This is a genomic window from Staphylococcus lloydii (genome assembly GCF_015775975.1).
GTDB lineage: Bacteria > Bacillota > Bacilli > Staphylococcales > Staphylococcaceae > Staphylococcus > Staphylococcus lloydii.
The window spans coordinates 2,303,443-2,319,294 of sequence record NZ_CP064056.1 but is presented as its reverse complement, the minus strand read 5'-3'; the positions used below and the strand labels follow the sequence as shown (position 1 = coordinate 2,319,294).

The following is a 15,852-nucleotide window of genomic DNA, read 5'->3' as shown; positions in this document are numbered from 1 at the left end:
TTAATGGAGGGTTAGCGTTCATGCAAAGACATGCAATAGTACTGGCAGCAGGTAAGGGTACGCGTATGAAATCACAGAAATACAAAGTCTTACACGAAGTTGCAGGTAAATCAATGATTGAACATGTTGTTGATAATGTAAAACATTCTGGCGTTGAAACAATAATAACAGTTGTAGGACATGGCGCAGATAGTGTAAAAGAAGCATTAGGCGAACAATCGCTATATAGTTTCCAAGAAGAACAATTAGGTACTGCTCATGCTGTTAGAATGGCAGAAGAACATATAGGTACTCAAGAAGGGACAACATTAGTTGTTTGTGGTGATACACCATTAGTGACTGCAGAAACATTAAAATCTTTAATTGAACATCATGAGCAAAGTCACGCTCAAGCTACAGTGTTGTCAGCAACTGCGCCTAATCCTTTTGGATATGGACGTATTGTAAGAAATGACAGCGAAGCATTAACAAAAATTGTAGAACAAAAAGATGCAACAGCTGAAGAACAACAAATTAACGAAATTAGTTCAGGGATATTTGCTTTTGATAACGCAACGTTGTTCGCCAAGTTAGCAAATGTAAACAATGATAATGCACAAGGAGAATATTACTTACCAGAAGTATTATCATTAATACTTAACGAAAATGGTAAAGTTGAAATTTATCATACAGATGATTTTGATGAAATCATGGGTGTTAATGATCGTGTTATGCTAAGTGTCGCTGAACAAGCGATGAGAACACGTATAAACGAACAACATATGCGCGACGGTGTTACAATCATTGATCCACAAACTACATACATTGGTAAAGATGTAAAAATAGGACAAGATACAACAATCGAACCTGGCGTTAAATTAACTGGTAAAACTGTTATAGGTTCTAATGTTATAGTAGGCCAGCACTCAGAAATAGCTGACAGTAGTATTGGTAACGGTGTGAACATTAAACAATCAGTGATTAACGAATCTAAGGTCGCCGACGAGGTTAATATTGGGCCTTTTGCGCAACTAAGACCTGGTTCGGACCTTGGTAATAAAGTTAAAGTAGGTAACTTTGTAGAAGTGAAAAAATCAGTCGTTAAAGATGGTTCAAAACTTCCACACTTAAGTTACATTGGTGATGCTGAAATTGGTGAACGTTCAAACGTTGGTTGCGGTTCTATTACAGTTAATTACGATGGTAAGAATAAATTTAAGACAACAATAGGTAATGATGCATTTATAGGATGTAATACTAATCTTGTTGCCCCTGTTACAGTAGGCGATTTTGCATTTATTGCTGCAGGTTCAACAATAACAGACGATGTACCTAACAACAGTTTGGCATTAGCGAGAGAAAGACAAACGACTAAAGAAGGCTATTTTAATAATAAATAAAGAGTGAACTTTTAGACAAACATGCTTTGACTGTTAAAATCAGGATACAGACTTTTATCAGCTTAAAAAGAAGTTTCGTATTGTCTATTTATTTAAACATATGGAAGTAATTAATTGGAGGACTATAAATGTTAAACAATGAATATAAAAATTCTGCTTTAAAAATATTTTCTTTAAAGGGTAATGAACCTTTAGCTCAACAAGTAGCAGATAGCGTGGGTATTGAACTAGGAAAATGTTCTGTTAAACGTTTTAGCGATGGAGAAATTCAAATCAATATTGAAGAAAGTATACGTGGTTGTGACGTCTTTATTATCCAACCAACTTCTAATCCAGTTAACTTACACTTAATGGAATTATTAATTATGATCGATGCATGTAAACGTGCTTCAGCTTCGACGATAAATATTGTAGTTCCATATTATGGATATGCTAGACAAGATAGAAAAGCACGTAGCCGTGAACCAATTACTGCAAAATTAGTTGCTAACTTAATCGAAACAGCTGGTGCCGATCGCATGATAGCTTTAGATTTACATGCGCCACAAATTCAAGGCTTTTTCGACATTCCTATCGACCATTTAATGGGTGTGCCAATCTTAGCTGATTACTTCCAAAATGAAGCAGATATTAATCCAGAGGAATGTGTTGTCGTTTCACCAGACCATGGTGGTGTGACTAGAGCACGTAAATTAGCAGATATATTAAAAACTCCAATTGCAATCATTGATAAGCGTAGACCAAAACCAAATGTTGCAGAGGTAATGAACATTGTTGGTGAAATTGACGGACGCACAGCAATTATTATAGATGACATCATTGATACTGCAGGAACAATTACATTAGCTGCACAGGCATTAAAAGATAAAGGTGCAAAAGAAGTTTATGCTTGTTGTACGCACCCAGTATTATCGGGTCCTGCCAGAGAGCGTATCGAAAATTCAGCAATTAAAGAGTTAGTTGTTACTAATTCTATTCAACTCGAAGATAGTCGCAAACCTAAAAACACTAAAGAATTGTCAGTAGCAGGCTTGTTAGCTCAAGCAATTATTCGTGTCTACGAGCGTGAATCAGTTAGTGTGCTGTTTGACTAATTAATCACAAAAAGGTATAATATGCCTATTCGTGTAAAAACGAATAAATAAACACTTACAAGCAACTAAAATGTTGATGGGTAAGTGAGGAGCTCTATTATAGAGCAATTATGAAAGGTGGAAATGAGCATGGCTTCATTAAAGTCAGTCATTCGTCAAGGGAAACAAACACGTTCAGATTTAAAAACATTAAGAAATTCTGGTAAAGTACCTGCAATCGTATACGGTTACAGTACTAAAAATACTTCAGTTAAAGTTGACGAAGTAGAATTTATTAAAGTTATCCGTGAAGTTGGACGTAACGGTGTAATCGAATTAGCTGTAGGTTCTAAAACTATTAAAGTAATGGTTTCAGACTACCAATTCGATCCACTTAAAAACCAAATCACTCATATTGACTTCTTAGCTATCAACATGAGTGAAGAACGTACTGTTGAAGTACCAGTTCAATTAATCGGTGAAGCTGCAGGAGCTAAAGAAGGTGGCGTTGTTGAACAACCACTATTCGACCTAGAAGTAACTGCTACGCCTGACAACATCCCAGAATCAATCGAAGTAGACATTACTGAATTAGAAGTAAATGACAGTATCTCAGTAAGTGATCTTAAAACTACTGGTGACTTCACAATCGAAAACGACGAAAACGATTCAGTCGTAACTGTAGTTCCTCCAACTGAAGAACCTACAGAAGAAGAAATCGAAGCAATGGAAGGCGAATCAGCTACTGAAGAACCTGAAGTTGTTGGTGAAGACAAAGAAGATCAAGACAGCGAAAACGAAGAAGAGTCAGAAGACAAAGAATAATATTTGTTCGGACGATTGTTTCCTAAATTTTAAATTTAAAAGCACCGTGCTTATTTGCTTAAGCAGGTGCTTTTTTATGTTAATATAATGAATGATATGAAAAATACAAGATGCGAGTTGATTTGCTTTTCGTTAGTATGATCAATACTCGCACAATATATAAATGGTAATTAATGGAGGAAACAAGAATGAAATGTATTGTTGGCCTTGGAAATATAGGTAAACGTTTCGAATCTACGCGACACAATATTGGATTTGAAGTGATAGATTATATTTTAGACCGTAACAATTTTTCTTTAGATAAGCAGAAATTTAAAGGCGCATATACGATTGAGCGTCTTAACCAAGAAAAAGTTATGTTTATAGAACCCTTAACACTGATGAATCTATCTGGCGAAGCCGTGGCACCTTTAATGAATTATTATGATATAGATGTAGATGATTTAATCGTGCTATATGATGACTTAGACTTACCTCAAGGTGAGATAAGATTAAGACAAAAAGGGAGTGCCGGTGGTCATAATGGTATGAAATCTATCATTAAAATGTTAGGCACGGATCAATTCAAAAGAATTCGTATTGGAGTGGATAGACCAAGTGGTGGTATGTCTGTTCCAGATTACGTATTACAAAAATTTTCAAAACAAGAAATGGTTACTATGGAAAAAGTTATCGAACATTCAGCTCGCGCTGTGGAATCTTATATAGAAACTTCACGTTTCGACCAAGTGATGAATGAATACAATGGTGATGTCAATTGAAATCAATAATTACAGATTATATAAATAAAGATAAACGTTATCAAGAATTAAACGAAGTATTTGGGAAAGACAATATTTTAGTTACAGGCTTGTCTGCTGCGGCAAAAGCAACGATTATTGCAGAGAAATATTTAGAAAGTAAGCAACAATTACTCGTTGTTACGAATAATTTATATCAAGCAGATAAACTAGAAGCGGATATATTACAATTTGTAGATGCGAATGATGTTTATAAATATCCGATGCAAGATATTATGACGGAAGAATTTTCTACGCAAAGCCCTCAATTTATGAGTGAACGTATACGTACATTAACGGCACTATCTCAAAATGAGAGAGGCTTATTTATCGTGCCGTTAAATGGCTTGAAAAAATGGTTAACGCCTGTCGAATTATGGCAATCTCATCAAATTACTTTGTCTGTAGGTGAAGACATAGATGTAGATGACTTACTAACTAAATTAGTCAATATGGGCTATAGACGCGAAAGCGTTGTGTCGCATATCGGTGAATTTTCATTACGTGGTGGCATTATTGATATTTATCCATTAATAGGCGAACCAGTAAGAATTGAATTGTTTGATACTGAAATCGATTCTATTAGAAATTTTGATGTGGAATCACAAAGATCTAACGATAATATGCAAGAAATTAGTATTACGACAGCTAGTGATTATATTATTACAGACGATGTTATTAAACATACAAAGGAAAAACTTACTGAAGCATATCAAGAAACGCGTCCGAAAATTGATAAATCCGTACGTAATGATATTAAAGAAACATACGATAGCTTTAAACTATTTGAAACATCATTATTTGACCATCAAGTAATGAGAAGATTAGTTGCGTTTATGTATGAACAACCTGCAACAATAATAGATTACTTCCAAAACGATGCCATCGTAGCAGTAGATGAATATAATAGAATTAAAGAAACTGAAGAAACTTTAACGACTGAAGTCGATGACTTTATGCAAAACTTAATCGAAAGCGGTAAGGGATTTATCGGTCAAAGTTTCCTAGATTATCAAAATTTTGAAACATTGCTAAAAAAACATCCAGTTGCATATTTCACATTATTTACGGCAACAATGTCAGTGAAACTGCAAGAAATCATTAAATTCTCTTGTAAACCAGTGCAACAATTTTACGGACAATACGATATTATGCGTTCAGAATTTCAACGTTATATTGCTAATGACTATACGATAGTCGTTTTAGCTGAAACGGAAACAAAAAAAGAACGTATTCAATCTATGTTGAATGAAATGCATATTCCAACGTTCGTGGATGTTGCAGAAAACGAAATTCAGGGCGGACGTGCCATTATTACAGAAGGAAGTTTGTCTGAAGGTTTCGAACTACCATATATGCAACTTGTCGTTGTTACAGAACGAGAATTATTTAAATCACAACAAAAGAAAAAGCGCAAACAACAAAAAACAATGACGAATGCCGAAAAAATAAAATCCTATCAAGACTTAAAAGTTGGAGATTATGTCGTACACGTGCATCACGGTGTCGGTAGATATTTAGGAGTCGAAACATTAGAAGTTGCGGGCGTACACAAAGATTATATTAAGTTGCAATATAAAGGGACTGACCAGCTATTTGTACCCGTAGATCAAATGGATCAAGTCCAAAAATATGTCGCGTCCGAAGACAAGATGCCAAAGCTTAATAAATTAGGTGGCACTGAATGGAAGAAGACAAAGGCTAAAGTACAACAAAGCGTTGAGGACATTGCTGACGAATTAATAGAATTATACAAAGAGCGTGAAATGTCTGTAGGATATCAATATGGACCTGATAGTGCAGAACAAAACGACTTCGAATTAGATTTCCCATACGAATTAACACCCGATCAAGCGAAATCGATTACTGAAATTAAAGGTGATATGGAACAACAAAAACCGATGGATAGATTGCTTTGTGGTGATGTGGGTTACGGTAAAACGGAGGTCGCTGTCCGCGCAGCATTTAAGGCAGTATTAGAAGGAAAGCAAGTGGCATTCTTAGTACCGACGACGATTCTAGCGCAACAACACTACGAAACGTTAATTGAACGTATGCAAGATTTCCCTATTGATATTGAATTAATTAGCCGCTTTAGAACGACTAAAGAAATTAAAGAAGTAAAAGAAGGCTTAAAGTCAGGTAAAGTTGATATCGTAGTGGGTACTCATAAATTACTTGGTAAAGATATAGTTTATAAAGATTTAGGGTTATTAATCGTCGATGAAGAACAGCGCTTTGGTGTTAGACATAAAGAACGTATTAAATCGTTAAAAACTAATGTCGACGTACTGACATTAACTGCGACACCAATTCCAAGAACATTGCATATGAGTATGCTAGGCGTGCGTGATTTATCGGTTATTGAAACGCCGCCAGAAAATAGGTTCCCTGTACAAACTTATGTCTTAGAACAAAATTCTAATTTCATAAAAGAAGCATTAGAGCGTGAATTATCTAGAGATGGACAAGTATTTTACTTATATAATAAAGTACAGTCTATTTATGAAAAACGTGAGCAATTACAAATGTTAATGCCGGATGCTTCTATAGGTGTTGCACATGGGCAAATGACCGAACGAGATTTAGAGGAAACAATGATTGGTTTTATTAACCATGAATATGACATTCTTGTAACGACAACCATTATCGAAACAGGTGTAGATGTACCCAATGCTAACACGCTTATAATTGAAGAAGCGGATCGCTTTGGGCTTAGTCAGTTATACCAATTAAGAGGTAGAGTTGGACGTTCTAGTCGTATTGGTTATGCTTATTTCCTTCATCCAGCTAATAAAGTACTTACTGAAACGGCAGAAGATAGATTACAAGCGATAAAAGAATTTACCGAACTAGGTTCTGGTTTCAAAATAGCAATGCGTGACTTGAATATACGTGGTGCAGGTAATCTACTAGGTAAACAGCAACACGGATTTATTGACTCAGTCGGTTTCGATTTATATTCTCAAATGTTAGAAGAAGCGGTTAATGAAAAACGAGGCATCGCCCCTGAACAAAATGATGCGCCAGAAGTGGAAATAGAATTGAATATTGATGCTTATTTACCAGCAGAATACATTCAAAACGAACAAGCTAAAATAGAAATTTATAAAAAACTTAGAAAAATCGAAAATGAAACACAACTGATGGATATTAAGGATGAACTTATCGATCGTTTCAATGAATACCCAGCTGAAGTGGAACGTCTGTTAGATATGATGGAAGTCAAAATACATGCTTTACATGCAGGTGTGACGTTAATTAAAGATAAAGGTAAAACAGTAGAAATTTTCCTATCTGAAAAAGGTACTGAAGACATCGATGGGGAAGCATTGTTTAAACAAACCCAACCATTAGGGCGTGCAATGAAAGTTGGCGTTCAAGATGGTAAAATGAAAGTAACATTAACCAAATCAAAACAATGGTTTGAAAATCTTAAGTTTTTAGCGAAATGCTTGGAAGAAAGTATGGTAATTAAGGATGAAGTCTAAGTCTACTACGGCATTTAATGGTGTCATTGTACTGACAATAGCGTTAATCGTCGTAAAAATTTTAAGTGCTATTTATCGCGTACCGTATCAAAATGTTCTGGGTGATTCAGGTTTATATGCGTATCAACAAATATATCCAATAGTAGCATTAGGTGTAATCTTATCGATGAACGCTATACCTAGTGCACTAACCCAAACATTTGGTACTGGACGTAATGATGCCAAATTTGCTTCGGTATTAATCAAATTACAATATGTGTGCATTGCCTTTTTCTTAATATTATTTATATGTGCAAAATGGATAGCACAATTTATGGGTGATACAAATTTAGCACCAATGATTAGTGCTGCAAGTGTCAGCTTTCTATTTTTTAGTACATTAGGTGTGTTAAGAGGCTACTATCAAAGTAAGCAAGAAATGAATATTCCTGCGATTTCACAAGTAGTAGAACAATTTGTGCGTGTTGTAATCATTATGATAGCCATTGCTTTGTTTGCATATCGAGATTGGTCGATTTATGCAGCTGGCACATTAGCTATTCTCGGTTCAGGATTTGGATTTTTAGCTTCTAGCCTTTACCTAACGTTGCATAAACCTTTTAGCATTTCGGAAAAGAATAAGGCAATAGAATGGAAAAAGTTAGCACTGGCAATAGTCGTCTTTGCTGTCAGTCAGCTTATTGTTATTTTATGGCAAGTCGTCGATAGTTTTACGGTTATTCATGCCCTTACATTGAATGGACTAGACTTTCAACAGGCGATTTCTAGTAAAGGTGTCTATGATAGAGGCGCATCATTTATTCAAATGGGTTTAATCGTTACGACTACATTTTGTTTCGTATTAATTCCGTTACTGACAGATGCTAAAAATAATAAACAAATTGTATTGATGAATCGTTATACTAACGCTTCATTAAAAATAACATTGCTTATTAGTACTGCAGCAGGTATAGGTCTAATTAACTTATTGCCGGTATTAAACAGAGTGTTTTTTGAAAATAATAGCGAGACGGTCACGCTTGCGGTATACATGTTAACGGTAATTTGTGTGTCTTTAATTATGATGGAAATGTCATTATTACAAGTAATGAATCAAGAAAAAATGATTTTTATTAGTTGTATTGTAGGTATAATAATTAAGGCTTGTCTCAATATTTTACTTATACCACATCTACAAATGCTGGGCGCTAGTATTGCAACGGTAGCCTCACTAGTCGTCACAGTCATAATTTTGCATGTAAATGTCAAAAAGTTTTACCAGTTATCAGGGCTACAAACGTTTATACTAAAATTGGTAGGCGCTATGGTATTAATGAGTATTGCAGTGCAATTCGTGTTGTGGATTATTCCAACTACCGGACGATTTACGGGTTTGATTGAATTATTACTTTCAGCTATGGCAGGCATTATTGTGATGGTCGGTGCTATAATATGGATGAATTTATTTAAATATAGAGAACTAAAACACCTACCACTAGGAGATAAGATTTATCATTTAAAGAGAGGTAAACATTAATGAGACATAAAATTACGATTGTTGGACTTGGTAACTATGGTTTGGATGAATTGCCGTTAGGGATTTACAAGTTTTTACAACAACAAACGATAGTCTATACACGTACGAAAGAACATCCTGTGATTAATGAGTTATCAGATTTGCTAACATTTTATAGCTTTGATGATATATATGAAGCAAATGATACTTTCGAAGCGGTGTATGAAGAGATTGTTCAACAATTAGTCTCTTTAGCACAAGAACAAGAGGTCGTATATGCAGTTCCGGGTCACCCACGAGTAGCCGAAACAACAACTACGCTGTTATTAGATTACGCACAAAAGCACGCGGATTTAGAAGTAGAAGTTTTAGGTGGTAAAAGTTTTATTGATGATGTTTTCGAAGCCGTGGCAATAGACCCAAATGATGGTTTCACTCTACTAGATGCAACATCACTTGTGGCTGAACAATTAAATAAACGTAATCATGTGCTAGTTACTCAAGTATATAGTTCGATGGTTGCTGGTGATTTAAAGGTAACGTTAATGGAAATATATCAAGATGATCATGAAGTTTATATCGTGAATGGTGCACGCGGCAAAAATGCTCAAGTTATTGCAACGCCTCTTTATGAATTAGATCACCACATAGATGGTTTTACTAATTTATCAAGTGTGTTAATACCGAAAGATACGGAAAGTGAACATTATTACAGTGACTTTAAATATGCTACCGATATTATAGATAGACTAGTGGATGATAATGATGGTTGCCCATGGGATAGAACACAAACGCATGATTCATTAAAACGCTATTTATTAGAAGAGTCATTCGAATTATTTGAAGCGATTGATAACGAAGATGACTGGCATATGATAGAAGAGCTAGGAGACATTTTATTACAAGTACTTTTACATGCAAGTATTGGTAAAAAAGAAGGTTATTTCGATATAAATGAAATCGTTTATAGCTTAGTAGATAAAATGATTCGTAGACATCCACATATTTTCGGTGATCAAGAAGCGGAAAATATAGAAGACCTTAATGCTATATGGGCAGATGCTAAGGCACAAGAAGGCAAAAAAGAACGTGTTAAATTTGAGAAAGTATTTGCGCAATATTTCTTGAAAATGTATGATAAAACAAAAAATATGACGTTAGATGAAGAAGCGTTAAGACGCTTTTTAGAACAAGGAGGAGAAAACGATGAGACTAGATAAATATCTCAAAGTTTCTAGATTAGTAAAACGTCGTACTTTAGCAAAAGAAATTAGTGATCAAGGTCGCATTTCAGTTAATGGAGCTACGGCAAAAGCAGGCACAGATGTTAAAGTTGATGACGAACTGATAATTAAATTTGGTCAAAAAGTAATTACGATAAAAGTTACTGGTTTAAGTGAACATGCCACAAAAGAAAATGCTAAAGGCATGTATGAGCTAGTAAAAGAAGAGAAAATAAGTGAATCATAACAAGGAGGTGGCAAGCTATGAGTAAAAAAGTTGAAAATATAGGCAATACTTTCACTTCTGCTGAAAATAAGAAGAAGCAGCAACAACGTATGAGACGTAAAGTTGTACGTAAAAGAGTTACTTTATTTGGCGGTATATTAGTCGCGATTATTATCATTCTTTCAATCATGCTTGTCACACAAATGAAAAGCAATGACGAAGCAACTGTAGAAAGACAACATAAAGAGCAAAAATATCAAAAGCAACAAGATGAAGAATTAGCATTAAAAGAAGAACTCAATAACTTAAACAGTAAAGATTATATAGAAAAAGTTGCCCGAGATGATTATTATTTGAGTAACGATGGAGAGGTAATATTTAAACTGCCGGGAGACAAGTCAAAACAGCAAGAAAAAGGATCCAAACAAGATAAATAAAGATTTTTTTATTTAATTCAAATACTATTGTTAAATTGAGCGAACAGGAATATAATAAGGTTAAAATCGAATCAAATCGGGAGGATTTATTTACAATATGTCAATCGAAGTAGGAAATAAGCTTAAAGGTAAAGTCACTGGTATTAAAAAGTTTGGCGCATTCGTTGAGCTACCAGAGGGGAAAAGTGGCTTAGTTCACATAAGTGAAGTGGCAGATAACTATGTTGAAAACGTAGAAGATCATCTATCTGTAGGGGATGAAGTTGAAGTTAAAGTACTTACAATCGCTGATGATGGCAAAATCAGCCTCTCTATTAAGAAAGCAAAAGACCAACCTCGTAAACCTCAAAATAAACCGAGTCATAAACAAGCTCAAGCAAAACCAGAAGATTTTGAGAAAAAACTAAATAACTTCTTAAAAGATAGCGAAGACAAACTAACATCTATTAAACGTCAAACTGAGTCTAGACGCGGTGGACGCGGAGCTAGACGTTAATATAAATTTTTAGTCTACAATATAGGTTAAAGTTAATTGGGAAATTTACAGTTATCTTTAATGTTAACAATCACAGACTGTTTCTTGATTGAAGGAAACAGTCTATTTTTATTGAAAAATCCAGTATAACTAAAGTGAACGGATTTGTCGTGAAAGTTGTTGTGAGGAGGGATGAATATTGGAAGTGAATACAACTGAGTGGGATGACAACAGTCATATCGTTTTAGCGGTATCCACAGGTATCGATAGCATGGTATTACTACATTTATTAAGTACTACTTTAAAAGCCAGTTATAGAAAACTTACTTGTTTACACGTTAATCACGGATTAAGACATGCATCTAACGAAGAAGAACAATTTATTCAACAATATTGCAGAGATTTAAATATTCCCTTACATACTAAAACGTTGAATCTTAGCCATATCGTAGATGAAGGTAAAAGTATTGAAAACGAAGCACGACTTTTACGTTATGATTGGTTTGATAAGCAAATGAAGGCATTAGGCGGTGATGTATTATTAACTGCGCATCATCAAGATGATCAAATCGAAACGATTTTTTATCGACTTATGACTGGCAAATCGACGCGTAGTAGTTTAGGTATCGCTGATGTGAGTTGGAGAGAGGGCTACAAGATTGTACGTCCATTACTCAATGTGTCAAAACAATATATTCACCAATATCAAACTCAATATCAGGTGCCATTTTATGAGGATGAAACAAATCATCAAAATGACTATGTCCGTAATGATATTCGAAATCGCATACTGCCAGCAATTGAACAAAATGCTCAACTTAACGCGCAACAATTGCTAAAATTGAAAGTATGGCATGATGAGCAATTACTACATCTACAAAAAAGGGCACAAGCATTTTTACAAATTAGCAGTAATGATGATTTAACGTCACCGTTGTATATTTCAAGGTCTGAATTTAATGCCTTAGACTATTCTTTACAAATAACGGTGCTCGACGAGGCTTTGAAGAATTTGCACACTGGATTAGCATTTTCGGAAAAAACTTATAACGATTGGTTGCGTCAATTAAGTGAAAACGTTAGCCAATCAATATTATATTCGTCGGAAAAATGGATAATTCATATTGCATATGATAAATTTATTGTAATGGCAAATTATAGCCAGCAATTAAATAATGTGACGATAACGGAACCAGACATGTACCAATTCGGACATTACAACATCGAGATAAATAAAGCAATGCCTCAACATCAATTCCCATTAACTGTACGAACGCGAAAAGACGGCGATAAGTTTAAGTTAAATGGTGTAGAAGGTCATAAAAAAGTAAGTAGATTGTTGATTGATCACAAAATTATAGCTAATGAACGCGAGCAATTACCTATAATTATCAATAATCAAAACGAAATTATTGCAGTTGGCACTTTATTTATAAAGGAAAGCTATAAGCAAGCAATGAAGATAAAAAATACGGGAGATGAACTTGGAAATGCATGATGACTTGAAGGAAGTTTTACTTACAGAAGAGGATATACAATCAATTTGTAAAGATTTAGGGAAGCAACTTACACAAGATTATCAAGGTAAACCACTTGTTTGTATTGGTATCTTAAAGGGTTCAATTATGTTTATGACTGACTTAATTAAACGAATTGATACGCATTTATCAATCGATTTTATGGACGTATCAAGCTATCACGGTGGGACAGAATCTACTGGAGAAGTACAAATTTTAAAAGACTTGAGTTCTTCAATTGAAGGTAAAGATGTATTGATTATCGAAGATATTCTTGAAACAGGAACAACATTAAAATCAATCACTGAACTGTTGGAATCTCGTCGTGTTAATTCATTAGAAATTGTGACGTTATTGGATAAACCAAATCGTCGTAAAGCGAATATCGAGGCGAAATATGTAGGTGAAAAGATACCAGATGAATTTGTAGTTGGATATGGTTTAGATTACAAAGAACTTTATCGTAACTTACCTTACATCGGTACTTTAAAACCAGAAATTTACTCAAATTAAAGCAAGACAATTTAACCTTTAATGATGTTGTTATATACTGGATATTCAGCCCTTGATAAAATTAAATTTTAGGGCATGAAATAATTAAGAGTATTACATATATTATGGGAATTATTTGTTTAAATATTAGAATATAAAAAAAGTAAAGTAGCAAGGGTTGTAAGCGCAACACTAAAGTTGAAATACTAGCCTTTAAATGTACTATTGTGTTACAATTTTTGTTAGTTTTATTATTGAAGTAGGAGGAAATGACGCATGCAGAAAGCCTTTCGCAATGTGCTAGTAATCGCAATCATTGGCGTTATAATTTTCGGTTTATTTTCATGGCTGAATGGAAATGGCAATATGCCGAAAAAGCTTACTTATAATCAATTTGTGAAACAACTTGATAAAGGTGAGTTAAAATCACTAAAAATACAACCAGAGCAAAATGTTTATATGGTGAGTGGTAAAACCGATAAAGGTGAAGATTATTCTTCAACTATTCTATATAACAACAATAAAGAGTTAGAAAAAATTACAGATACAGCACAAAAACAACATGATCTAAAATTTACAGTTAAAGAAGAAGAAAAACAAAGCGTATTCGTAAGTATATTAACTACATTAATTCCAGTATTAATTATCGCGTTATTGTTTATATTCTTCTTAAGCCAAGCACAAGGTGGCGGCGGTGGCGGTCGTATGATGAACTTTGGTAAATCCAAAGCTAAAATGTACGACAGTCAGAAAAAACGTGTTCGCTTCTCTGATGTAGCTGGTGCAGACGAAGAAAAGCAAGAACTTATCGAAATTGTGGACTTCTTAAAAGATAACAAGCAATTTAAACAAATGGGTTCACGTATCCCTAAAGGGGTGCTATTAGTAGGACCTCCAGGTACAGGTAAAACTTTATTAGCCCGTGCCGTTGCTGGTGAAGCAGGTACACCATTCTTCTCAATTAGTGGTTCAGACTTTGTTGAGATGTTCGTTGGTGTTGGTGCGAGCCGTGTGCGTGACTTATTCGAAAATGCTAAGAAAAATGCACCATGTATCATATTCATAGATGAAATTGATGCAGTTGGACGTCAACGTGGTGCAGGTGTTGGTGGCGGTCACGATGAACGTGAACAAACGTTAAACCAATTACTAGTTGAAATGGATGGCTTTGGTGAAAATGAAGGTATCATTATGATTGCCGCTACAAACAGACCAGACATCCTTGACCCAGCATTATTACGTCCTGGACGTTTCGACCGACAAATACAAGTTGGTCGCCCTGATGTAAAAGGACGTGAAGCAATTCTGCATGTTCACGCTAAAAATAAACCTCTTGATGATACAGTGGATTTACAAGCAATTTCTCAAAGAACACCTGGCTTCTCCGGTGCAGATTTGGAAAACTTATTAAACGAAGCTTCATTAATTGCTGTACGTGAAGGTAAGAAAAAAATCGACATGCGTGATATTGAAGAAGCAACAGACCGCGTAATCGCTGGTCCGGCTAAAAAATCACGTGTTATTTCCGAAAAAGAACGAAATATCGTTGCGCACCACGAAGCAGGACATACGATTATTGGTATGGTGTTAGACGAAGCTGAAGTTGTTCATAAGGTTACTATTGTACCCCGTGGACAAGCTGGCGGTTATGCGATGATGTTACCTAAGCAAGATCGCTTCTTAATGACTGAACCAGAGCTATTAGATAAAATTTGTGGTTTACTCGGTGGCCGTGTTTCTGAAGATATTAACTTCAATGAAGTATCAACAGGTGCATCAAATGACTTTGAACGTGCTACACAAATTGCACGTAAGATGGTTACTGAATACGGTATGAGTGAAAAACTTGGACCATTACAATTCTCTAGTGGTAGTGGAGGACAAGTGTTCTTAGGTAAAGATATGCAAGGCGAAACAGAATATTCTGGCCAAATTGCATATGAAATCGATAAAGAAGTTCAACGCATAGTGAAAGAACAATATGCACGTGCGAAAGAAATCTTATTAGAACACAAATCACAATTAGAATTAATTGCGAAAACACTACTTACTGAAGAAACATTGGTTGCTGAACAAATTAGATCATTATTCTACGATGGTGTTTTACCAGAAGTTAATTATGACGATGCGAAAGTTGCTAACGAAGAAGATTCTGATTTCCAAGAAGGAAAATATGGTAAATCTTATGACGACATTCGCAAAGAACAACATGAATTAACAAACAAAGATAACCAAGGTAATAGTGATTCTAACGACAGCGAAGAAAGCGGTAGTGATGATCAAGACCAAAGTGATGAACAAACTGGTCATGAACAAGCACCGAACATAGATAAACCAAGCAATCCAAGTGATCCTAACGATCCAAGTAATAGAAATTAATTTAAAAATTACTCCTTTTCTGCTAATGATTGAATAGTAGAAAAGGAGTTTTTGTTTTTAT

At 34.8% G+C, this 15,852-nt stretch carries 13 protein-coding genes; all 13 read left to right on the top strand.

Annotated features, from left to right (window positions below; all coding sequences use genetic code 11):
• The first annotated feature begins 20 nt into the window (after positions 1-20).
• Positions 21-1,379 (top strand): bifunctional UDP-N-acetylglucosamine diphosphorylase/glucosamine-1-phosphate N-acetyltransferase GlmU, encoded by a 1,359-nt coding sequence (glmU, locus tag ISP08_RS11445; protein ID WP_195719578.1) that lies wholly within the window; start codon positions 21-23, stop codon positions 1,377-1,379.
• A gap of 128 nt (positions 1,380-1,507) precedes the next feature.
• Entirely contained in the window at positions 1,508-2,473 is a 966-nt protein-coding gene (locus ISP08_RS11440) for a ribose-phosphate diphosphokinase (protein WP_048793340.1), read from the top strand.
• 129 nt (positions 2,474-2,602) lie between these two features.
• Positions 2,603-3,277: a 50S ribosomal protein L25/general stress protein Ctc gene (locus ISP08_RS11435; RefSeq protein ID WP_195719579.1), complete on the top strand. Its 675-nt coding sequence runs from the start codon at positions 2,603-2,605 to the stop codon at positions 3,275-3,277.
• Between the two features lie 188 nt (positions 3,278-3,465).
• Positions 3,466-4,038, top strand: a complete 573-nt coding sequence (pth, locus tag ISP08_RS11430) for an aminoacyl-tRNA hydrolase (RefSeq protein ID WP_048793338.1) — start codon at positions 3,466-3,468, stop codon at positions 4,036-4,038.
• The gene (mfd, locus tag ISP08_RS11425) at positions 4,035-7,547 is read left to right on the top strand and encodes a transcription-repair coupling factor (RefSeq protein WP_195719580.1); all 3,513 of its coding nucleotides are present in this window, start codon (positions 4,035-4,037) and stop codon (positions 7,545-7,547) included. Before pth ends, mfd begins: the two co-directional genes overlap by 4 nt.
• Positions 7,537-9,063: a polysaccharide biosynthesis protein gene (locus ISP08_RS11420; RefSeq protein WP_195719581.1), complete on the top strand. Its 1,527-nt coding sequence runs from the start codon at positions 7,537-7,539 to the stop codon at positions 9,061-9,063. The genes mfd and ISP08_RS11420 overlap by 11 nt, the downstream gene beginning before the upstream one ends.
• A complete protein-coding gene (locus tag ISP08_RS11415; protein WP_195719582.1) occupies positions 9,063-10,262 on the top strand; it encodes a MazG nucleotide pyrophosphohydrolase domain-containing protein in 1,200 nt (399 codons plus the stop codon). Before ISP08_RS11420 ends, ISP08_RS11415 begins: the two co-directional genes overlap by 1 nt.
• Positions 10,249-10,512, top strand: coding sequence for an RNA-binding S4 domain-containing protein (locus ISP08_RS11410; RefSeq protein WP_048793334.1), 264 nt, complete (start codon positions 10,249-10,251; stop codon positions 10,510-10,512). Before ISP08_RS11415 ends, ISP08_RS11410 begins: the two co-directional genes overlap by 14 nt.
• Before the next feature lie 17 nt (positions 10,513-10,529).
• Positions 10,530-10,928, top strand: coding sequence for an FtsB family cell division protein (locus tag ISP08_RS11405; protein ID WP_048793333.1), 399 nt, complete (start codon positions 10,530-10,532; stop codon positions 10,926-10,928).
• Between the two features lie 97 nt (positions 10,929-11,025).
• The gene (locus tag ISP08_RS11400) at positions 11,026-11,424 is read left to right on the top strand and encodes a S1 domain-containing RNA-binding protein (protein ID WP_048793332.1); all 399 of its coding nucleotides are present in this window, start codon (positions 11,026-11,028) and stop codon (positions 11,422-11,424) included.
• Positions 11,425-11,602: 178 nt separating this feature from the next.
• Complete coding sequence (tilS, locus tag ISP08_RS11395) at positions 11,603-12,901, top strand: tRNA lysidine(34) synthetase TilS (protein ID WP_195719583.1); 1,299 nt, start codon at positions 11,603-11,605, stop codon at positions 12,899-12,901.
• Positions 12,894-13,433: a hypoxanthine phosphoribosyltransferase gene (hpt, locus tag ISP08_RS11390; protein WP_048793330.1), complete on the top strand. Its 540-nt coding sequence runs from the start codon at positions 12,894-12,896 to the stop codon at positions 13,431-13,433. Before tilS ends, hpt begins: the two co-directional genes overlap by 8 nt.
• A gap of 255 nt (positions 13,434-13,688) precedes the next feature.
• Positions 13,689-15,791, top strand: a complete 2,103-nt coding sequence (gene ftsH, locus ISP08_RS11385; RefSeq protein WP_048793329.1) for an ATP-dependent zinc metalloprotease FtsH — start codon at positions 13,689-13,691, stop codon at positions 15,789-15,791.
• The last annotated feature ends 61 nt before the right edge of the window (positions 15,792-15,852 follow it).

Excerpts from the sequence above, each read along its gene's own strand:
- glmU (WP_195719578.1), top strand. The coding sequence starts at position 21 with ATGCAAAGACATGCAATAGTACTGGCAGCAGGTAAGGGTACGCGTATG.
- ISP08_RS11440 (WP_048793340.1), top strand. The coding sequence starts at position 1,508 with ATGTTAAACAATGAATATAAAAATTCTGCTTTAAAAATATTTTCTTTA.
- ISP08_RS11435 (WP_195719579.1), top strand. The coding sequence starts at position 2,603 with ATGGCTTCATTAAAGTCAGTCATTCGTCAAGGGAAACAAACACGTTCA.
- pth (WP_048793338.1), top strand. The coding sequence starts at position 3,466 with ATGAAATGTATTGTTGGCCTTGGAAATATAGGTAAACGTTTCGAATCT.
- ISP08_RS11420 (WP_195719581.1), top strand. The coding sequence starts at position 7,537 with ATGAAGTCTAAGTCTACTACGGCATTTAATGGTGTCATTGTACTGACA.
- ISP08_RS11415 (WP_195719582.1), top strand. The coding sequence starts at position 9,063 with ATGAGACATAAAATTACGATTGTTGGACTTGGTAACTATGGTTTGGAT.
- ISP08_RS11410 (WP_048793334.1), top strand. The coding sequence starts at position 10,249 with ATGAGACTAGATAAATATCTCAAAGTTTCTAGATTAGTAAAACGTCGT.
- ISP08_RS11405 (WP_048793333.1), top strand. The coding sequence starts at position 10,530 with ATGAGTAAAAAAGTTGAAAATATAGGCAATACTTTCACTTCTGCTGAA.
- ISP08_RS11400 (WP_048793332.1), top strand. The coding sequence starts at position 11,026 with ATGTCAATCGAAGTAGGAAATAAGCTTAAAGGTAAAGTCACTGGTATT.
- hpt (WP_048793330.1), top strand. The coding sequence starts at position 12,894 with ATGCATGATGACTTGAAGGAAGTTTTACTTACAGAAGAGGATATACAA.
- ftsH (WP_048793329.1), top strand. The coding sequence starts at position 13,689 with ATGCAGAAAGCCTTTCGCAATGTGCTAGTAATCGCAATCATTGGCGTT.